This is a genomic window from Streptococcus xiaochunlingii (assembly GCF_006385805.1).
In the GTDB taxonomy this organism is placed as follows: Bacteria; Bacillota; Bacilli; order Lactobacillales; family Streptococcaceae; genus Streptococcus; species Streptococcus xiaochunlingii.
Map to the genome: position 1 here is coordinate 211285 of NZ_VFSG01000002.1, position 19621 is coordinate 230905.

A 19621-nucleotide genomic window follows, 5' to 3' on the forward strand; every position below is an offset into this window, starting at 1 on the left:
GACATGCAATTATTAATTGGTGGATTTTAAGTTGACATCTACAAAGGTTAATGTTAGAATACATTCAAAAATATATTTGAATGAGGTGTTTTATGATTCAAAATATTGTTACTTCAATAATCCTGTATTCTGGGACAGCCGTAGACTTACTTATTATCCTAATGTTATTTTTTGCCAAAAGAAAAAGCAGAAAGGACATCATTAACATCTATTTAGGACAATTTCTAGGCTCTGTTAGTCTAATATTCCTAAGTTTGCTTTTTGCATTTGTCTTAAATTATATTCCTAGTAAAGAGATTTTAGGTTTACTCGGTTTGATTCCAATTTTCCTAGGCCTCAAAGTTTTGCTTTTAGGAGATTCTGATGGAGAAGCTATTGCAAAAGATGGTTTGCGAAAAGACAATAAAAACCTGATTTTTCTAGTCGCTATGATTACTTTTGCAAGTTGTGGCGCTGACAATATTGGTGTCTTTGTCCCATATTTTACCACCTTAAATTTAGCGAATTTGATAGTGACTTTACTTACTTTTCTAGTCATGATTTATCTCTTGGTTTTTTCTGCCCAAAAATTAGCACAAGTCCCTTCTGTTGGAGAAACTTTGGAAAAATATAGCAGATGGTTTATTGCCGTTGTCTATTTAGGATTGGGGATGTATATCCTGATTGAAAACAACAGCTTTGACATGCTATGGGCTGTGTTAGGCTAGGAGAAAAAATTATGAAAAAAGATAGTATCTGTCAAGTGGATGTTATAAATCAACAAAATGTTACAACCGCAACGAACTACCTTGAAAAGGAAAAAGTCCAAAAATCACTTCGCATTTTATCAAAATTTACCGATAATAAACAGATAAATATCATCTTTTATCTCCTTGCCGTCGAAGAACTCTGTGTCTGCGATATAGCCTGTTTATTAAATCTCAGTATGGCATCTGCCTCCCACCATCTTCGTAAACTAGCCAATCAAAACATCTTGGACACTAGAAGAGAGGGGAAAATTATATATTATTTTATAAAAGATGATGAAATCAGAGATTTTTTTAATCAACTAGGATAACAACTATTTTTACTACTTTTCCATGATTATAGGGAGATTATATACGAAATTTTTTGATGAAAATTACTCACAAGAAATACCTACTCGTATCAAATGTTTAAGAAAAAAGTATAATTTAAAGCAAAGCGACCTAGGTAATGCAGATCAAGTTAGCCAAGTTGAAAAGGGAGGAATTTGAAAGGATTTGTATCTTTTATTTTTTGTTTCATTTATGCCCTATGCTACTGGAATAGTTAGTAGTCATTTCATGAATCATACGGCACAGCTCTTTTATGGACTGATCGTTATTGTTTCAACGGTAGCAAACTGGTTTTTACATAAAGTAATTGATAAACCCAATATAGATCAGAAAGAATTACTTGAAGCTACCGCACAATATAGGAAGTTATTGATACCTGACCTAATAATTAAAGGAGTGGGATTGATTCTATCCTTAATTCTCTATCCTCCGATTATGATGTATAGTGTTTTAATTGCGGCATTTTACATCATAACTTTAAAAACACTATCCGAAAAAAGAGTGAATAACTAAAAAATGGTGATCAAAGTTAGGTGTATTATTTTAATGCTTACAGACCTAAACTATTCCCCTATTTATAATCTATTGATTCATATTTTATGAAATTAATCAGTAGATATCGTTCTGAAAAGCCTTGATAATACGCTGTTTTTAGTCCAACTGAAACCCATACTTTCCAAACCAGGTCTTACGAAAAGCTTTATTTGTATCAAGTGATTATAAAAGTTATCGGATGTTCTCATATTCATCGTTAATCTTATCGATCGACATGGACTTTGATTTGTTTAATGAAGGAGAGGAATCATCCCCTAAAAATGGATAGTTCATCTGGCTCATTCATGTTCATGTAACCAGATAGTCCGATAATTCAACCACTTATCCAAATTTCCTTGTCACCCTTGCCTCTGTTTGCTATAGTAGTATTATCAAAAGAAGCTAGTCTTCTGATAACATTACAAAAAGAGGTAGTATCATGAAAAAATTAATTGGTTTTGGATTTATCCTTGCAGCTCTCGCCGTCATCACCTTTAGTATCATTGGTTATCCAAAAATAGATGCCAATCTTTGGCCCTTGGTTCCAGTCGTCTTGTTTGCTTTCTTTACTCTTGAAAATGCACTCAAGAAAGACTACAAGTCCAGTTTGATTTGTGCAGTGATTGGCTTTATCATTGCCAATGCCATCTATGATCTTCTTCCGATTTCAAATGGGGTCGTGATTACTGCTGGGGTCTTAGCTTGTCTTGGTTTAGGTTTTCTTTTTCCAGACGCTCCAAAAGAAAAATAATGCTTCCGCTTTTATTCGCTCTGGGGGCTTGGTAGGAAGAGATTTCTTCAGACCAAGTCCTTTTTAGCTGTCTGAAATAACCACTTAGGGGCTGAAAATAACCACTTACTGAAAAGGACTTGTAAGATTTTGAACAGCTGTTATAATGTTACTAACAAAGGTTAAGAAAGGAGTCCTATGAAAGTTAGCATCGAATTAGATCCGCAGATGGATGAGCCAGAAATGATCATTCGGGCTCCTCGATTGACGGAAGATGTCGCCCGCTTGCAACAGTTGATCTTGGAGCAAAAAATGACGCCCCTGACCTTTTACAAGGATCGCAGCGAATACTTTGTAGATGTGTCAGAAATTCTCTTTTTTGAGACAGATGGTGAAAAGATCTATGGGCATACCAGAGAAGAGGCCTATGAGGTTCGTCAAAAACTCTACGAATTGGAAGAGATCTTGCCGATTGCTTTCTGTCGCATCTCCAAGTCGACCATCGTCAATACAAAGCAGATTTATTCCATCGAAAAATCTTTTTCGGGAACCAGTACAGTGAATTTTTATCAAACCCACAAACAGGTACACGTGTCCCGACACTATTATCAACTCTTAAAAGAACGGTTAAAGGAAATGAGGTAACAAGATGAAAAATAAATTAATTGGGATTTTCTTAATCCTCCTAGCAGCTCTAGTGCTCTTACAAGGCTATTTTGTAAAATGGGAAATCAGTATTTGGACGCTGGCTTGGGTTGTTTTGCTAGCAGTCCTTTCTCTCTCAAGTTTTTTGAAGCGGCACTTTGGCTGGGGCTTCCTATATGGGATCTTGGCCCTCTTCTCCCTTAATGGCCAATATCATTTTCTTCCGGTATCCAACTCGGTGGTCATCTTTTCTTCTATTTTAGCGGTGATTGGTCTGAATATTCTCTTTAAGCCCTCTAAAAAAGCAAAAGCGACTTGGAACTCCTACTCAGCAGGATCATCTTCCCAAACTGCTGGCAATGACATCGACGTCTCCTTCTCTACAGTGACCAAGTATTTGAATGACCAGAATTTTACGGGCGGAAGTGCGGATGTGAGCTTAGGAGAAGCTTCTATCTATTTTGACAATTGCCGGATCGAAGGGCCGTCAGCTCAGTTTGCGGTGGATGTTTCCCTTGGAAGTTTGAGTCTCTATGTCCCGAGCGACTGGCGGGTTCATGTCAATGTAGAAAGTTCTCTGTCAGCTATCCAACACCAGGAAAATCCTAGAAATTTAACCAGCAAAGACTTTTATATCGTCGGAGAGGTCTCACTGGGGAACCTAGAAATCATCTATGTAGGTGAGAATTCCTTTTCATAAGCCGATCTAAGAAAAACTTATTCAAAGGTCTTGCCAAGAGAAAGTTTTTTTGGTAATATAGTACGGTATGTGGTGCTAGCACATCCGTAATATTAGATCTAATAGGAGGCAAAACAGAATGGCTAAAGTATGTTATTTCACTGGTCGTAAGACTGTATCAGGAAACAACCGTTCACACGCGATGAACCAAACCAAACGTGCCGTAAAACCAAACCTTCAAAAAGTAACTGTCCTTATCGATGGTAAACCTAAAAAAGTTTGGGCTTCAGCTCGTGCATTGAAATCTGGTAAAGTAGAACGCGTTTAATCAGAAATGAGGATCTCTTGGAGGTCCTTTTCTTTTTTCTTCATTTTTCCTCTTTTTGGACATTTGTATCAACCGATAGGAGAAAGATGTATCCCTTTTACACGCGCCCTCTTTTATGGTAAAATAGAATATAAAATACTTTTGAGGTAGAAATTATGACAGTAAAAATCAATACAAAAGATGGTCAAATTGAATTGACCGATGATGTCATCGCAACTGTTGTAGGCGGTGCAGCCACTGAAATTTTTGGAGTGGTTGGGATGGCTAGCAAAAACGCGATTAAAGATAATTTCCAAGCTCTCTTAGGTAAGGAAAACTACTCTAAGGGTGTCGTTGTGAAAACAGCGGAAGCAGGAAGTATTGCGGTTGATGTTTACACTGTTTTGAGCTATGGTACAAAGATTAGCGAAGTCTCAAAAAATATTCAAGAGCGTGTCAAATTCAGTCTAGAAAATCAACTTGGAATCACAACGGATACAGTCAACGTCTATATCCAAAACATTAAAATTGTGGGAGAATAATCGTGTCTAAAATTACAACTAGTTTATTTCAAGAAATGGTCCAAGCAGGGGCTACTCGCTTAAATAAACAAGCCGAGTATGTCAATTCATTGAACGTTTTTCCTGTACCAGACGGTGATACTGGAACCAATATGGGGATGACCATTGAAAATGGTGCAAAAGAAGTAGCCGATCGCTCTGCTTCAACTGTTGGAGAAGCAGCAAATATCTTTGCGAAAGGGCTTTTGATGGGAGCGCGTGGAAACTCAGGAGTCATTACTTCTCAGTTGTTCCGCGGATTTTCCCAAAGTGTCAAAGACAAGGATGAATTGGATGGAGCAGCTCTTGCGGCAGCCTTTCAAGCAGGGGTTGAAGTAGCCTATAAAGCGGTAATGAAGCCTGTAGAAGGAACCATCTTGACCGTTTCTCGTGGTGCTGCCATCGGTGCCAAGAAAAAAGCAGAATCTACCAATGATGCGGTCGAAGTCATGCGTGCGGCCCTTGAAGGAGCTAAGACAGCTCTTGCCAAAACACCAGATATGCTTCCTGTATTGAAGGAAGTTGGTGTAGTGGACTCTGGTGGTCAAGGTTTGGTCTTCATTTATGAAGGGTTCCTATCAGCTTTGACAGGAGAATTCATCGCTTCTGAAGAATTTGTGGCGACTCCAGCAACCATGTCAGAAATGATCAACGCAGAGCACCACAAGTCCGTAGCGGGCCATGTGGAAACCGAAGATATCACCTTTGGTTACTGTACAGAGATCATGGTGGCTTTGAAACAAGGTCCAACCTATGTCAAAAACTTTGACTACGATGAATTCCGTAACTATTTGAACAATCTTGGGGATTCTCTACTAGTCGTTAACGATGATGAAATCGTCAAAGTCCATGTCCATACTGAAGATCCAGGTCTTGTTATGCAAGAAGGATTGAAATATGGTAGCTTGGTCAAGGTAAAAGTCGACAACATGCGCAACCAGCACGAAGCACAAGTTGAAAAAGAAGAGCGTCAAGCGAAACCAGCTGAAGCAAAAGAATATGCCATCATCGCAGTCGTTGCGGGTGACGGATTAGCGGATATCTTCAAAGCGCAAGGTGTGGATTACATCATCTCTGGTGGTCAAACTATGAACCCATCAACAGAAGACTTTGTCAAAGCTGTTGAAGAGTTGAATGCGCGCAACATCATTATCTTGCCAAATAACAAAAATATCTTGATGGCCGCTCAATCAGCAGCAGAAGTCATTGAACAACCTGCAGCTGTAGTAGAGACCAAGACCATCCCTCAAGGATTGACCAGTCTTCTTGCCTTCGATGAAAGCAAGTCTATCGAAGAAAACTACGAGCGCATGAGCGCTTCATTGGAAGATGTTGTTTCAGGTAGTGTGACGACAGCCGTTCGTGATACCACTATTGATGGTCTTGAAATCCATGAAAACGACAATCTTGGAATGGTTGATGGTAAAATCGTTGTTTCCAATCCAGATATGATGGAAACCTTGACTGCTACCTTTGATAAGATGTTGGACGAAGATAGTGAAATTGTCACGATCTATATCGGTGAAGATGGTCAAGAAGATCTGGCCAATGAGTTGGCTCAAAACTTGATGGCTAAATATGAAGATGTCGAAGTCGAAATTCATCAAGGAAATCAACCAGTTTACCCATACTTGTTTAGCGTCGAATAATCAAAAGATTTCAAAAATAGAAAGAAAAAGAGCCAAAAAAATGATTTTTTAGCTCTTTTTTTGGTAAAAAAAGCTTTATGAAAGCGATTAGATAGGTGTTTTTAGACAATTTTTGTTTGATATGTTATACTTTAGAAAAATAGAAATAGGAGAAAAAGCACATGAAAAAGGTAATCTGCTTTTTAGGAGCTTTGCTTTTTGTGATGACAGGTTGTGCCACTAAGTCTCAATCCACAGAAACATCAAAAAGCTCAACCACTACTTCGATAGAAAAAAGTGAAACTGTTACAAGTGAGGCAAAGGAAGAAACCAAAGTTCTCACTGCAGAAATCAATGGCAATCAACATCGCTACACCATCACGACAAAAGGTGACAAGGTTCAGAAATTGAAGTTAGATGTTTTGTCGGCCCTACCTGAAAAAATAGCTACTAATTCAGCTAACCTAAGTCCTGAAGAGATGACAAAAATTATTAATGAAGGCTTGCAGTCAGATTCAGAATACACAGCACTGAAAGACATGGCTGGCTTCAATATCGAATATAAGGTCACTCCAGAGAAAAAATTAGCTTCAACAGTTTCTGTTGATATGGAAACCATTGATTGGGACAAGGTCAAAGACTTATCTTACTTTAAAGATCTCGGTATTGGTGATCTAAAAGACATCAAGGCCTCTACTGTTTTCACAGGATTAAAACTCCACGGTTTCAAAGAAGAAACGCCAGCACTATAGGTTCGGACTCATGTCCGGCCTTTTTTTATTTTCTATGACATTTGTCATGTGAGCCAGTGACAAAATCATCTAGTGGCAACTTTTACCTTTGGCTATAATATAGTCAGAAAGTGAGAGGTATAAAAATGAAACAGTGGTTAATGAAAGTTTTTACGATGACAATTATTGGAATGGTCGTTTATTTAATATTTTCAGGAGATGATAGTCTTTATTACCATTTCCCATGGGAATTGTTTGCGGGAATTGGAATCATGAGCTGGGCTGTTCAAGAAGTGTTGAAAATGGTCAAGGCTGTTAAAAAGGAGATGGAGCAATGAATAAGAAACTAGAAATTGGCTGGATGTTTGCTTTGTGTATGGTCCTCTGGGTAACTGAGCAGATGACGGGTTGGTTCTCTGCCCATTTCCCTAGCTGGTTTTTCCAAACGGTTTGGGGAGTGACCTTAGTCGTCTCTGTCATCATTCCAGCTGGCCAAATCTGGTTGAAAGGAGAGCATCATGAGTGTCATTAGAGTTGAGAGTTTGAAGAAAAGTATTAAAGGGAAAATGATTCTAGAAGACCTTTCTTTCAAGGTTGAACGAGGAGACTGTTTGGCCTTGATTGGGCCAAACGGAGCAGGGAAGACAACCTTGATGAATTGTCTCCTAGGAGATATAAAGGCAACAGCTGGAATCATTGAAGTGGAGGGAAAAGCTCCTGGTCATCCTCAATTAAAGGCTAGTGTCTCTTATCTTCCTCAAGAGAATGCCATCGTGCAAAAGCTAACCGTGCAGGAACTGATCAGCTTCTTTCGCTCTATTTATCCCCAACCCTTAACGGTCAATGAAATCGATGATCTATTGCGTTTTACTCCAGAACAAAAGAAGCAATTGGCCAGTAAGCTGTCTGGTGGGCAAAAACGTCTCCTATCCTTTGTACTGACCTTGATTGGTCGTCCCAGTCTGCTATTTTTAGATGAGCCAACGGCCGCTATGGATACGTCCACTCGCCAACGCTTTTGGGAGATTGTTGAGCATTTAAAAGATCAAGGTGTGACCATTGTCTATTCTTCCCATTACATCGAGGAAGTAGAGCATACAGCCGACCGGATCCTGGTCTTGCATCAGGGACGTTTGCTTCGGGATACGACTCCTCTCGCTATGAGAAGTGAAGAGGTAGAAAAACATTTCACCCTGCCTTTGCGCTACCGAGCTCTAGTGGCAGGGATGGACGGAATTGGTCAAGTGACGGTCAAACCAGATGCTCTTCAAGTTGTGACAGGCGATGCCAATTGCTTGTGGACGCGATTGCAAGAAGAAGGATGTTCGATCCAAGAGATCGAAGTGACCAATCGAAGTTTATTAGATTCTATTTTTGAAAATACAAAGGAAGTAGGTTGAGAAGATGAAACGCATGAAAGCTCTCGGCGTGGTTGAGTGGCATTTGACCAGACGCCAAGCCATTTATTACTTGTTATCAATTGGGATGCCTACGGCCTTCTATCTCTTTTTTTCAGGGATGTACCAGGACACACCAGGGGCACCGTCTCATTTTATGAGGGATTATCTCCTCTCCATGACGGCTTTTTCCATGATGTCTACAGCCCTATTTTCCTTTCCTACGGTTCTTGAAACCGATCGACTTAATAATTGGCAAAAAGTCTTGCGCCATACCCCCGTATCTATGGTAGAATATTATCTAATAAAGGTTGCGGGTCTCTTTGTCGACTTTCTCCTCTCTATTGGGGTCGTCTTTACCGTGGGTCATGTGGTGCGCCATGTGAACATGCCCTTACAGGATTGGATCTTAGCAGCCTTCCTTCTCATCCTAGGAAGTCTAGCTTTTGTAGCTATCGGTCTGGTCTTGACCTTGCTTCCTTCCAGTCAATTGATGTCGGTTGCGGGCAACCTCCTCTATATGGGACTGGCTGTCATGGGTGGCCTATGGATGCCGATTAGTGTCTTTCCAGAATGGATGCAGGCTATTGGCAAATGCCTGCCAACCTATCAATTGATGGAACTGATCAAGACCTTTTTAAATAAGGACCAGGTTAATGTCTTTGCTAGTCTTTATTTAAGCTTGTTTACCTTGCTCTTGTTTGCTCTTGTCATCGTTTATCGTCGTCATTCTGAGGTTCGTTCATGATTGAAAAACTGAAACGTATTCATTATATGTTTTACGTAAGCTTGGTCTTTATGGCCTTCCCTTTTGCTACTATTTTCTTTGGGCAAATTCCCTGGTGGCATTTCTTTTTTGCCCTCTTCTTTATGGTGAGCTATCTAGGGATCCTCATTACGGAAGATAAGAAACTGACCTGGTTTTTTTGGCTCTATCTTTTGTTTTATGTTGCAGGAAGTACCTTTTATATTGGAAGTAACTATATATGGTTTTACTACTATATTAGCAATATTTTAGTCTATCATTTTCGAATCTATCATTTTCGTTCCCCTTTTCTTTGGACGGCTGTTTTATCGCAATTAATCCTCTTTGGAGCCTTGTTATTTAATCCCTATTTGAGAAAAGACGAGTGGCTTTTTATACTGATTATTTGTTTGTTCATCGCGGTGATGACCTATAGCATGGTCCGGATTCGAATGATGGAGGAACTGAAAGTTGATCATGCCAAGCAAAACGCCCAGATCAATCTCTTGCTGGCGGAAAATGAACGTCAGCGGATTGGCCGCGATCTACATGACAGTCTAGGACACACCTTTGCCATGCTTAGTGTCAAGGCAGATCTAGCCGATCAATTCTTAGCATTCGGACAGGTTGAGAAGGCTCGGGAGCAGGTACAAGAGATTCAAGCCATTAGCCAAGAGTCCATGCACCAAGTCCGGGAGATTGTGGAGAACTTGAAGCAACGAACCCTGGCAAGAGAGTTAGAAACTGTCCGGCAAATGCTAGAAGTGGCGCAAGTCAAAGTGGAGATCCAAAACGAGCTCGATACAGCTAGTATTTCCCCGATCCTAGAGTCTGCTCTGGCCATGGTGTCTCTGGAACTAGCCACCAATATGATCAAACATGCCAGAGCAACGCAGGCCCTTCTCACTTATCGCTCCACCGAAACAGGGGTAGAAATGGTCGCAGAAGACAACGGTATTGGCTTTGATAAGGTCTCCGATAAGGACCTGCACTCGATCCGCGAACGGATTGCCTTGTTGGGAGGAGAGCTAGATATCAGTCATCAATACAAGCCGACCCGGATAGAAATACGGATCCCCTATCAAGAAAGGAAATAATATGCGCTTATTAGTTGCTGAAGACCAAAGTATGTTGCGTGATGCGCTCTGCCAGCTCTTGCTTTTGCAAGAGGACGTGGAAGAAGTCTTGCAGGCTGGAGATGGACAAGAAGCTATTCGCTTACTCGAAAGCCATCCAGTCGATATTGCTATTTTAGATATCGAGATGCCAATCAAAACAGGGTTAGAAGTCTTGGAATGGGCTAAAAGTCAACAACCCCAGCTCAAGGTCGTCATCGTTACCACCTTTAAGCGACCGGGTTATTTTGAGCGGGCCCTCAAGGCTGGAGTCGATGCCTATGTTTTAAAAGAACGCCGCATTACAGACTTGATGGCCACCCTGCATACAGTCTTGGCAGGGCAAAAAGAATATTCTCCTGAATTAATGGAGGGAATCCTAACCCACCCCAATCCTCTAAGCTCTCAGGAGCAAGCGGTCCTAAAAGAAGTTGCCAAAGGAGCTTCTAACCAAGAAATTGCTGATCGGTTATTTCTCTCTAACGGGACCATCCGCAATTATATGTCAGCCATTCTGACCAAGTTGGATGCAGATAATCGGACTGAGGCAGCAAAGATCGCCCAAGAAAAGGGTTGGTTATAAGGAAGAAAAGAGAGTGGGACAGAAATCGGTAATTTCGTTAGAATTCGATTTCGTCGTCCCACCTCCGCACAGTTGAGTAGGGGTGTAAAAGCTGATGAAATCAGCGTAGTAGAGCCCACTCAACCACTGCGTCTTGCTCGACAATCCAAAGACAATTGAGAGGCTAGGACTTTTGTTCCAGCCTCTTTTTTGATTAGATTTGTCAATTTTTTAGGAGAGCTCTCATTATTCGGATTTGGATAGAAAATTCAGAAAATTTGTTATTTTTACTTGAAAAGTTATTTGAAAAAAGGTATGATAGTAGCATGCTCATTTGATAATCAAAGAAACAGAAAGGAGAGACATGGAGAAAATTACCTTAGAAACTGCAAAGACAGGTTCAGAGCTTGTGCTAGAAACGCTTCGAGATCTTGGGATTGATACCATTTTTGGCTACCCAGGTGGAGCGGTTTTGCCCCTTTATGATGCTATTTATAGTTTTAAAGGGATCAAACACATTCTTGGCCGACATGAACAAGGCTGCTTGCATGAAGCTGAAGGCTATGCCAAATCAACTGGGAAGCTGGGTGTAGCCGTCGTCACAAGTGGACCTGGAGCAACCAATGCCATTACAGGGATTGCGGATGCCATGAGTGATAGTGTTCCTCTTCTTGTGTTTACTGGTCAGGTCAACCGTTCTGGGATCGGGAAGGATGCCTTCCAAGAGGCAGATATTGTTGGGATTACCATGCCGATTACCAAGTACAATTACCAAGTACGTGAGACAGCGGATATTCCACGGGTTATCACGGAAGCAGTTCATATTGCGACAACTGGGCGTCCAGGCCCCGTCGTCATTGACCTTCCAAAAGATGTCTCTGCCCTAGAAACTGATTATATTTACAATCCGGCCGTTAACATTCCAAGTTACCAGCCGACTATTGAACCAAATGAATTACAGATTAAGAAAATCTTGAAGCAACTTGGCAAGGCTAAGAAACCAGTCCTCTTGGCTGGAGGTGGCGTCAGCTATGCAGAAGCGGCGGACGAATTGGTAGCCTTAGCAGAACGCTATCAGATCCCTGTGGTAACTAGTCTTCTAGGACAGGGGACGATTGCAACCAGCCACCCTCTCTTCCTTGGGATGGGAGGCATGCACGGTTCTTTTGCGGCCAACATTGCTATGACAGAAGCAGATTTCATGATTAGCATCGGTTGTCGTTTTGATGATCGTCTGACGGGAAATCCAAAGACCTTTGCGAAGAATGCCAAAGTCGCTCACATTGATATTGACCCAGCAGAGATTGGTAAAATCATTGCAGTCGATGTTCCAGTCGTTGGCGATGCCAAAAAAGCCTTAAAACAATTGTTAGCAGAGCCAGTGGTTCATACCAATACGGAGAAATGGGTTGAGAAAGTTACCCAAGATAAAAATCGGGTTCGTTCTTACGATAAGAAAGAACGCGTGGTCCAACCCCAAGCAGTTATTGAACGCGTGGGTGAGTTGACCAAGGGGGATGCCATCGTCGTGACAGACGTTGGCCAACACCAAATGTGGGCTGCTCAGTACTACCCGTACCAAAACGAACGGCAGTTGGTGACTTCTGGTGGTCTAGGAACCATGGGATTCGGTGTCCCAGCCGCCATTGGTGCTAAGATTGCCAATCCAGATAAAGAAGTCGTGCTCTTTGTCGGAGATGGTGGCTTCCAGATGACCAACCAAGAATTGGCAATCTTGAATGTTTACAAGATTCCAATCAAGGTCATCATGCTCAACAACCATTCACTGGGAATGGTTCGGCAGTGGCAAGAAGCCTTCTATGATGGACGAACATCAGAGTCTGTCTTTGAAACCTTGCCAGACTTCCAATTGATGGCGCAAGCCTATGGGATTAAGAATTACAAATTTGATAATCCCGAAACCTTAGAGAAGGATTTGGAAGTTATTACCGAAGATGTACCAATGTTCATCGAGATCGACATTTCTCGGAAAGAGCACGTTTTACCAATGGTACCAGCTGGTAAGAGCAATCATGAGATGTTGGGGGTGAAGTTTAATGCGTAGAATGTTAACAGCCAAACTTCAAAACCGGTCTGGGGTTCTCAATCGCTTTACTGGTGTCTTGTCTAGACGCCAAGTCAACATTGAGAGTATCTCGGTAGGGGCGACAGAAAATCCCAATGTGTCACGGATTACTATTATCATTGACGTCGCGTCTCATGATGAAGTGGAACAAATCATCAAGCAACTCAACCGCCAGGTCGATGTGATTCGCGTTCGAGATATTACAGATAAACCTCACCTCGAGCGTGAAGTGATTCTGATCAAGGTCTCAGCGCCTGCAGAGAAACGGGCAGAATTGCTAGCCATTATCCAGCCCTTCCGCGCGACTGTGGTAGACGTGGCTCCAAGCTCCATCACCGTGCAGATGACAGGAAATGCAGAGAAGAACGAAGCTCTCTTGCGTGTCATTCGTCCTTATGGGATTAAGAATGTCGCACGGACTGGTGCAACTGGATTTACCCGCGACTAAAAATCCAACCTAAATTTGTTATAACAGCCTAACAGGCAATAAATATAGAAAAGAGAGAAAAAAACTATGGCAGTTCAAATGGAATACGAAAAAGATGTAAAAGTAGCAGCACTTGACGGTAAAAAAATCGCTGTGATCGGTTATGGATCACAAGGTCATGCCCATGCTCAAAACTTGCGTGACTCAGGTCATGATGTGATCATCGGTGTACGTCCAGGTAAATCTTTTGACAAAGCAAAAGAAGATGGTTTTGATACTTACACAGTAGCAGAAGCAACTAAATTGGCTGATGTTATCATGATCTTGGCTCCAGACGAAATCCAACAAGAATTGTACGAAGCAGAAATTGCGCCAAACTTGGAAGCTGGAAATGCTGTTGGATTTGCACATGGTTTCAACATCCACTTCGAATTCATTAAAGTTCCTGCAGATGTTGATGTCTTCATGTGTGCGCCTAAAGGACCAGGTCACTTGGTTCGCCGTACCTACGAAGAAGGATTTGGTGTGCCAGCTCTTTACGCTGTATATCAAGATGCTACAGGTAACGCTAAAGACATCGCTATGGACTGGTGTAAAGGTGTTGGTTCAGCACGTGTAGGACTTTTGGAAACAACATATAAAGAAGAAACAGAAGAAGATTTGTTTGGTGAACAAGCTGTTCTTTGTGGTGGTTTGACTGCCCTTATCGAAGCAGGTTTTGAAGTCTTGACGGAAGCTGGATACGCTCCAGAATTGGCTTACTTTGAGGTACTTCACGAAATGAAACTCATCGTTGACTTGATCTACGAAGGTGGATTCAAGAAAATGCGTCAATCAATTTCAAACACTGCTGAATACGGTGACTACGTGTCAGGTCCACGTGTCATTACTGAGCAAGTGAAAGAAAACATGAAAGCCGTTCTTGCGGACATCCAAAATGGTAAATTCGCCAACGACTTTGTCAACGACTACAAAGCTGGTCGTCCAAAATTGACTGCTTACCGTGAACAAGCGGCTAACCTTGAAATCGAAAAAGTTGGTGCTGAATTGCGTAAAGCAATGCCATTCGTTGGAAAAAATGATGACGACGCCTTTAAAATCTATAACTAATGAGGTGATGGTGAAGTTGGGAGAAATCCCAACTTCTTTTTCATCAATAGCAGAGATGGATTGGAAGGTATTTTCAACCATTTAGCAGAATCTGTATGAAGAGACGTGCCATATCGAGCATTTTGGGTGATTTTTCTGAAAATTTGGAAAACACGCTGAAATTTTTGCAGTCTTTTGATATAATTAGATGAAATAAGGAGAAGAAGAGGAAGACTATGATAACATCGAAAGATATCATAAAAGCCCACAAGGTCTTAAAGGGTGTGGTTGTTGAGACTCCCTTAGATTATGATCATTATTTATCCGAAAAGTATGGAGCGAAAATTTACTTAAAGAAGGAAAATGCTCAGCGGGTTCGTTCATTTAAGATCCGTGGAGCCTACTACGCAATTTCTCAGTTACATGAAAAAGAGAGAGAGCGAGGAGTAGTCTGTGCTTCTGCGGGCAACCACGCTCAAGGAGTTGCCTACACCTGCCGAGAGATGAAAATCCCAGCAACTATCTTTATGCCGATTACGACGCCTCAGCAAAAGATTAGTCAGGTTCGTTTCTTCGGTGGAGAGTATGTGACCATTAAATTAGTAGGAGATACCTTTGATGCTTCTTCTAAGGCGGCGCAGGAATATACTGAACTTAAAAACTGTACCTTCATTGATCCATTTGATGATGCCAATGTCCAAGCGGGTCAAGGAACTGTAGCCTATGAAATTCTAGAGGAAGCTAAAAAAGAGTCCATCGACTTCGATGCGGTGTTAGTACCAGTTGGTGGAGGTGGCCTCATCGCCGGAGTATCCACCTATATCAAGGAACAAGCGCCGGAAATCGAGGTGATTGGGATCGAAGCAGATGGCGCTCGGTCGATGAAGGCAGCCTTTGAAGCCGGAGGTCCAGTAAAACTCAAACAGATTGATAAGTTTGCGGATGGGATTGCTGTTCAAAAGGTTGGTCAGTTGACTTATGAAGCAACGAAAAAAAATGTTGAGACCTTGATTGGCGTCAACGAGGGCTTGATCTCTGAGACCTTGATTGATCTATATTCTAAGCAAGGTTTGGTTGCAGAACCAGCTGGAGCTGCCAGTGTTGCAGCTTTGGAAGTGTTGAGAGAGTATATCAAAGGGAAGACCATTTGTTGTGTGATTTCTGGGGGGAACAATGACATTAACCGGATGCCAGAGATGGAAGAGCGGGCCTTGATCTATGATGGTATCAAACACTACTTCATCGTCAACTTCCCGCAACGTCCAGGAGCTTTGAGAGAGTTTGTAAATGATATCTTAGGTCCAAATGACGATATCACGCGGTTTGAGTATATCAAACGGGCAAGTAAAGGGACTGGGCCAGTCTTGATTGGTGTCGCTTTGGCAGATAAGCATGACTATGCAGGACTGATCAATCGGATTGAACAATTCGACCCTTCTTTCATTAACTTAAATGGAAATGAAACCCTCTATAACATGTTGGTATGATGGATTCTTTAACAAAGAACCACTTCTAAAAAGTAAATAAAATATAAAGGAGAATCAGGAAATGATTTGGATTTTTCTATTGGCTATTCTAGTAGTTGGAGCTACTGTATTCATTAGCTCGCTCTATGTGGTGAAACAACAATCTGTTGCGATTATTGAGCGTTTTGGACGCTATCAAAAGATCAGCAACAGTGGAATTCATGTCCGTGCACCATTTGGAATCGATAAAATTGCGGCGCGTGTGCAATTGCGTCTCTTGCAAAGCGAGATTGTAGTCGAAACTAAGACACAGGATAATGTATTCGTTACCATGAATGTAGCGACACAATACCGCGTAAATGAAAACAATGTAACGGATGCTTACTACAAATTGATGCGCCCAGAAGCTCAGATCAAATCTTACATCGAAGATGCCTTGCGCTCATCTGTTCCAAAGTTGACCTTGGATGAATTGTTCGAGAAAAAAGATGAAATCGCCCTTGAGGTTCAAAAACAAGTAGCTGAAGAAATGTCGACCTATGGTTACATTATCGTAAAAACCTTGATTACTAAAGTTGAACCAGATGCTGAAGTGAAGCAGTCAATGAATGAAATCAACGCTGCTCAACGGAAACGTGTGGCTGCCCAAGAATTGGCTGAAGCTGATAAGATTAAGATTGTTACCGCAGCCGAAGCAGAAGCTGAAAAAGATCGCCTTCACGGGGTCGGTATTGCAGAGCAACGGAAGGCCATTGTAGATGGTTTGGCAGATTCTATCAAGGAATTGAAAGACACCAATGTGAATTTGACAGAAGAACAGATCATGTCGATTCTTTTGACCAACCAATATTTGGATACTTTGAATAATTTTGCAGAAAAACAAGGCACCAATACCCTCTTCTTGCCAGCAAATCCGGATGGCGTAGAGAATATTCGCACCCAAATCCTCTCAGCTTTAAAAGCTAAATAACAAAATATCTGACTTTTTTAAAATTGTTCGTATTTTCAGCTATTATGGTTGACAAAATATGTAAAAAATTTTATATTAGTATTGGAAATAATAATATAGGAGAAGAATCATGGCTAAATCGAACTTCGAAAAAGTGGAATCAGTTGTTGGTTGGGTACGTGATAAAAAAATCACTGGCTATCGTATTAGTAAAGAAACGAACGCCCGTGAAATGTCTATCATTGCACTTGCGCAAGGTCGTGCAAAAGTGAAGAACATTTCGTTTGAAACTGCGCTTGGCTTGATCGATTTTTATGATAAGAATCATCAAAAATTCGAAAATTAATCTTACATATAAAAAAGAAGGGGAAAAGCTTCCCTTCTTTTTATATAGTATAAATCAGGATATCGTAGGAAAGTATCACTAGTTTTCTTCATATCTATCAAAGGATTTCAACAAGTTTATGTGTGGAATCTTTCTTTCAATTGATAGTATTGAAAAACTCCCTCATCGGAAGGATTTCCAGTGAGGGAGTTTGTTTTAGTTTAAGAAACGTTGTAAGAATTCTTTGGTCCGTTCTTCCTTTGGATTGGTAAAGATTTCTTTCGGATCACCTTGTTCAGCGATGACCCCCTTGTCCATAAAGATCACACGACTTGAGACGTCTCGTGCAAATTCCATTTCGTGTGTTACCACGATCATGGTTAAGCCTTCTTTGGCTAAGTCTTGCATAATTTTAAGAACTTCTCCGACCATTTCAGGGTCCAGAGCAGAGGTTGGCTCATCAAACAAAATGGCATCTGGATCCATAGAGAGAGCACGAGCGATAGCGACCCGTTGCTTTTGTCCTCCTGAAAGTTGTTTTGGACGAGCAGCCCAATAAGGTTCTCTCATGCCAACTTTCTCCAAATTCGCTTTAGCAATCTTTTCTGCCGTTTCTCGGTCCCGTTTTAGGACAGTTGTTTGAGCGACAATGGTGTTTTCTAAGACATTTAAGTTTTCAAAGAGGTTGAAGCTTTGGAAAACCATGCCCAATTTTTCCCGATAGTGGGTGAGATCGTAATCTGGATCGAGAACGTTTTGCCCCCGGTAGAGGATTTCTCCATCAGTCGGCGTTTCTAAGAGATTAATGGAGCGAAGGAAGGTAGATTTCCCGCTACCAGAGCTCCCGATGATGGAGATCACTTCGCCTTTCTCAACAGAAAGAGAGATGTCCTTCAAAACTTCGTTTTGACCGTAGGATTTTTTTAAGTGTTTGATTTCAAGTATTTTTTCTGCCATTATTTCACCTCTTTGACTTGCATTTGATTGGCACCAGTTGTATAGGTATCAGAATCTAAGCGACGTTCGATGTAACGAAGGATACGGGTGATAGTGAAAGTCAGGATAAAGTAAATAACCGCAATAATAGTAAAGGTTGGGAAGTATTGGTAGTTTTGAGTTGCGACCGTATTTCCTGTAAAGTAGAGTTCAACCACAGAGATAACATTCAAGACCGATGTATCCTTGATGTTGATGACAAATTCATTACCTGTTGCTGGCAAGATATTGCGAATAACTTGAGGAAGGACGACCTTGCGCATGGTTTGTCCATGGGTCATTCCTAGAGCAGTCGCTGCTTCAAACTGACCAGTATCCACTGCTAAGATTCCTCCACGAACAATCTCGCTCATATAAGCCCCTGTATTGATCGAAACAATAAAGATGGCGGCCCAGGTACGATCCAAGGAAATGTTGAAGGCTTGGGCTGAACCGTAGAAAATAACCATGGATTGAACGATCATCGGAGTTCCGCGGAAGATTTCAATGTAGACATTGAGGAACCAACCAAAGAATGTTTGCAAGGCAGCGAGAGCCTTGTTTTTAGACATAGGCGCAGTCCGGAAGACACCGATCAACAAACCGATAATCAAACCAGCAATGGTCCCTGTCATGGAGATGAGGAGGGTCATACCAGTTCCACGTAAGAACTGTGGGCCATTATCTTTCAAAATCTTCATCATTTGGCTGAAGAAAGTCTGCTCATCATCGCTAGCATCGCTGGAAGCTGGTTGCTTCTTGATCATATCATCCATGAGTTTGACTTGGTCTTCAGATGAAATTTTCGCTAGTGCCGCATTGACTTGGTCAAGTCTAGCGTCACCCTTCTTCATCCCGATAGCGATGGTCGCATCTTCTTCCCCAACTTCAAATCCTTTTTTGAATTGGATCATCTTAAATTTTGAATTAGCGGACTCAGCTGTCAAGGCTTCTGGACGCTCAGAAACATAGGCATCAATAACACCAGATTCTAAAGCTTGGCGCATTTGAGCAAAGTCTCCCATTGCAGTTTCTTGTTTTGCACCCTTGAGTTGGGAGATGAGCGAGTAGAGGTAGACCCCTTGTTGAGAGGTGACCTTGGCATCCTTAAAGTCATCTAAACTAGTGGCATTCGCATAGTTTCCATCTTTGCGAACTAGCATGACTGGCTCACTAGTATAGTAGCTATTAGAAAAGGCAACCTCTTTTTTGCGCTCAGCAGTAGGACTCATCCCGGCGATGATCATATCGATTTTCCCAGAAGTGAGGGCTGGAATTAGTCCGTTCCAAGATGTTTTTACGATCAGAGGTTTTTTACCTAGTCCCTCAGCAACTTTTTTGGCGATTTGAACATCGTACCCGTTGGCATATTGGTTGGTGCCATCAATCTTTACGGCTCCATTTGAATCATCTTCTTGAGTCCAGTTGAAAGGAGCATACGCAGCCTCCATTCCAATCCGGAGATACTCATCTGCTTTGACAATATGGCTCATTCCCAGACACAAAAGTAGTCCGGTAAAGAGAGCATAAATTGTTTTTTTCATGTAGTCTCCTCTTCCTTTATAAATAGTATCATCTTATTGTACAGGAAATTG

Annotated in this window: 24 protein-coding genes; 22 read left to right on the forward strand and 2 right to left on the reverse strand. The window is 41.5% G+C overall.

The features are described from left to right. The first annotated feature begins 92 nt into the window (after positions 1-92). The 22 genes from FJR71_RS08455 to FJR71_RS08565 all read left to right on the forward strand — a co-directional run bounded on the left by FJR71_RS08455 (position 93) and on the right by FJR71_RS08565 (position 17072). Entirely contained in the window at positions 93-707 is a 615-nt protein-coding gene (locus FJR71_RS08455; RefSeq protein WP_002911684.1) for a CadD family cadmium resistance transporter, read from the forward strand. Positions 708-718: 11 nt separating this feature from the next. Continuing rightward, a complete protein-coding gene (cadX, locus tag FJR71_RS08460) occupies positions 719-1057 on the forward strand; it encodes a Cd(II)/Zn(II)-sensing metalloregulatory transcriptional regulator CadX (protein ID WP_048688570.1) in 339 nt (112 codons plus the stop codon). A gap of 247 nt (positions 1058-1304) precedes the next feature. Then, on the forward strand, positions 1305-1589 hold the full coding sequence (locus FJR71_RS08470; protein WP_014334291.1) for a hypothetical protein: 285 nt from the start codon (positions 1305-1307) through the stop codon (positions 1587-1589). A gap of 460 nt (positions 1590-2049) precedes the next feature. After that, positions 2050-2361 (forward strand): hypothetical protein, encoded by a 312-nt coding sequence (locus FJR71_RS08475; RefSeq protein WP_006594989.1) that lies wholly within the window; start codon positions 2050-2052, stop codon positions 2359-2361. Positions 2362-2538: 177 nt separating this feature from the next. Beyond that, on the forward strand, positions 2539-2985 hold the full coding sequence (locus FJR71_RS08480) for a LytTR family DNA-binding domain-containing protein (protein WP_125330079.1): 447 nt from the start codon (positions 2539-2541) through the stop codon (positions 2983-2985). 4 nt (positions 2986-2989) lie between these two features. Further along, positions 2990-3685: a LiaF transmembrane domain-containing protein gene (locus FJR71_RS08485; RefSeq protein WP_140814627.1), complete on the forward strand. Its 696-nt coding sequence runs from the start codon at positions 2990-2992 to the stop codon at positions 3683-3685. Positions 3686-3803: 118 nt separating this feature from the next. Further along, positions 3804-3992: a 50S ribosomal protein L28 gene (gene rpmB / locus FJR71_RS08490; protein ID WP_001140948.1), complete on the forward strand. Its 189-nt coding sequence runs from the start codon at positions 3804-3806 to the stop codon at positions 3990-3992. A gap of 155 nt (positions 3993-4147) precedes the next feature. After that, a complete protein-coding gene (locus tag FJR71_RS08495; RefSeq protein WP_006594986.1) occupies positions 4148-4513 on the forward strand; it encodes an Asp23/Gls24 family envelope stress response protein in 366 nt (121 codons plus the stop codon). 2 nt (positions 4514-4515) lie between these two features. Then, a complete protein-coding gene (locus FJR71_RS08500) occupies positions 4516-6180 on the forward strand; it encodes a DAK2 domain-containing protein (protein WP_140814629.1) in 1665 nt (554 codons plus the stop codon). A gap of 161 nt (positions 6181-6341) precedes the next feature. Further along, complete coding sequence (locus tag FJR71_RS08505) at positions 6342-6911, forward strand: SP0191 family lipoprotein (protein ID WP_140814631.1); 570 nt, start codon at positions 6342-6344, stop codon at positions 6909-6911. A gap of 125 nt (positions 6912-7036) precedes the next feature. After that, a complete protein-coding gene (locus tag FJR71_RS08510) occupies positions 7037-7228 on the forward strand; it encodes a hypothetical protein (RefSeq protein ID WP_125374750.1) in 192 nt (63 codons plus the stop codon). Next, the gene (locus tag FJR71_RS08515; RefSeq protein ID WP_023022192.1) at positions 7225-7422 is read left to right on the forward strand and encodes a hypothetical protein; all 198 of its coding nucleotides are present in this window, start codon (positions 7225-7227) and stop codon (positions 7420-7422) included. The genes FJR71_RS08510 and FJR71_RS08515 overlap by 4 nt, the downstream gene beginning before the upstream one ends. Next, positions 7409-8290, forward strand: a complete 882-nt coding sequence (locus FJR71_RS08520; RefSeq protein ID WP_140814633.1) for an ABC transporter ATP-binding protein — start codon at positions 7409-7411, stop codon at positions 8288-8290. Before FJR71_RS08515 ends, FJR71_RS08520 begins: the two co-directional genes overlap by 14 nt. A 4-nt stretch (positions 8291-8294) precedes the next feature. Then, positions 8295-9035: an ABC transporter permease gene (locus FJR71_RS08525; RefSeq protein ID WP_140814635.1), complete on the forward strand. Its 741-nt coding sequence runs from the start codon at positions 8295-8297 to the stop codon at positions 9033-9035. Then, positions 9032-10129 carry a sensor histidine kinase gene (locus tag FJR71_RS08530; RefSeq protein ID WP_140814638.1) on the forward strand — a complete coding sequence of 366 codons (1098 nt, stop codon included), beginning with the start codon at positions 9032-9034 and terminating at the stop codon, positions 10127-10129. Before FJR71_RS08525 ends, FJR71_RS08530 begins: the two co-directional genes overlap by 4 nt. Position 10130: 1 nt before the next feature. Next, positions 10131-10730 carry a response regulator transcription factor gene (locus FJR71_RS08535; protein WP_140814641.1) on the forward strand — a complete coding sequence of 200 codons (600 nt, stop codon included), beginning with the start codon at positions 10131-10133 and terminating at the stop codon, positions 10728-10730. 343 nt (positions 10731-11073) lie between these two features. Further along, positions 11074-12774: an acetolactate synthase large subunit gene (locus FJR71_RS08540; RefSeq protein ID WP_140814644.1), complete on the forward strand. Its 1701-nt coding sequence runs from the start codon at positions 11074-11076 to the stop codon at positions 12772-12774. Then, complete coding sequence (gene ilvN / locus FJR71_RS08545; RefSeq protein WP_006594976.1) at positions 12767-13243, forward strand: acetolactate synthase small subunit; 477 nt, start codon at positions 12767-12769, stop codon at positions 13241-13243. Before FJR71_RS08540 ends, ilvN begins: the two co-directional genes overlap by 8 nt. A 66-nt stretch (positions 13244-13309) precedes the next feature. After that, positions 13310-14332, forward strand: a complete 1023-nt coding sequence (gene ilvC, locus FJR71_RS08550; RefSeq protein ID WP_023027688.1) for a ketol-acid reductoisomerase — start codon at positions 13310-13312, stop codon at positions 14330-14332. A gap of 215 nt (positions 14333-14547) precedes the next feature. Then, entirely contained in the window at positions 14548-15798 is a 1251-nt protein-coding gene (gene ilvA, locus FJR71_RS08555; RefSeq protein ID WP_140814646.1) for a threonine ammonia-lyase IlvA, read from the forward strand. Between the two features lie 61 nt (positions 15799-15859). Beyond that, positions 15860-16747, forward strand: coding sequence for an SPFH domain-containing protein (locus FJR71_RS08560; protein ID WP_023022202.1), 888 nt, complete (start codon positions 15860-15862; stop codon positions 16745-16747). Positions 16748-16856: 109 nt separating this feature from the next. Further along, the gene (locus FJR71_RS08565) at positions 16857-17072 is read left to right on the forward strand and encodes a capsule biosynthesis transcriptional regulator (RefSeq protein ID WP_006594972.1); all 216 of its coding nucleotides are present in this window, start codon (positions 16857-16859) and stop codon (positions 17070-17072) included. A 195-nt stretch (positions 17073-17267) separates the two neighbouring features. On the opposite strand, the gene FJR71_RS08570 is transcribed toward FJR71_RS08565, so the two are convergent. After that, entirely contained in the window at positions 17268-18008 is a 741-nt protein-coding gene (locus FJR71_RS08570) for an amino acid ABC transporter ATP-binding protein (protein ID WP_140814649.1), read from the reverse strand. Next, positions 18008-19570: an ABC transporter substrate-binding protein/permease gene (locus FJR71_RS08575; protein WP_048788757.1), complete on the reverse strand. Its 1563-nt coding sequence runs from the start codon at positions 19568-19570 to the stop codon at positions 18008-18010. Before FJR71_RS08575 ends, FJR71_RS08570 begins: the two co-directional genes overlap by 1 nt. Between the last annotated feature and the right edge of the window lie 51 nt (positions 19571-19621).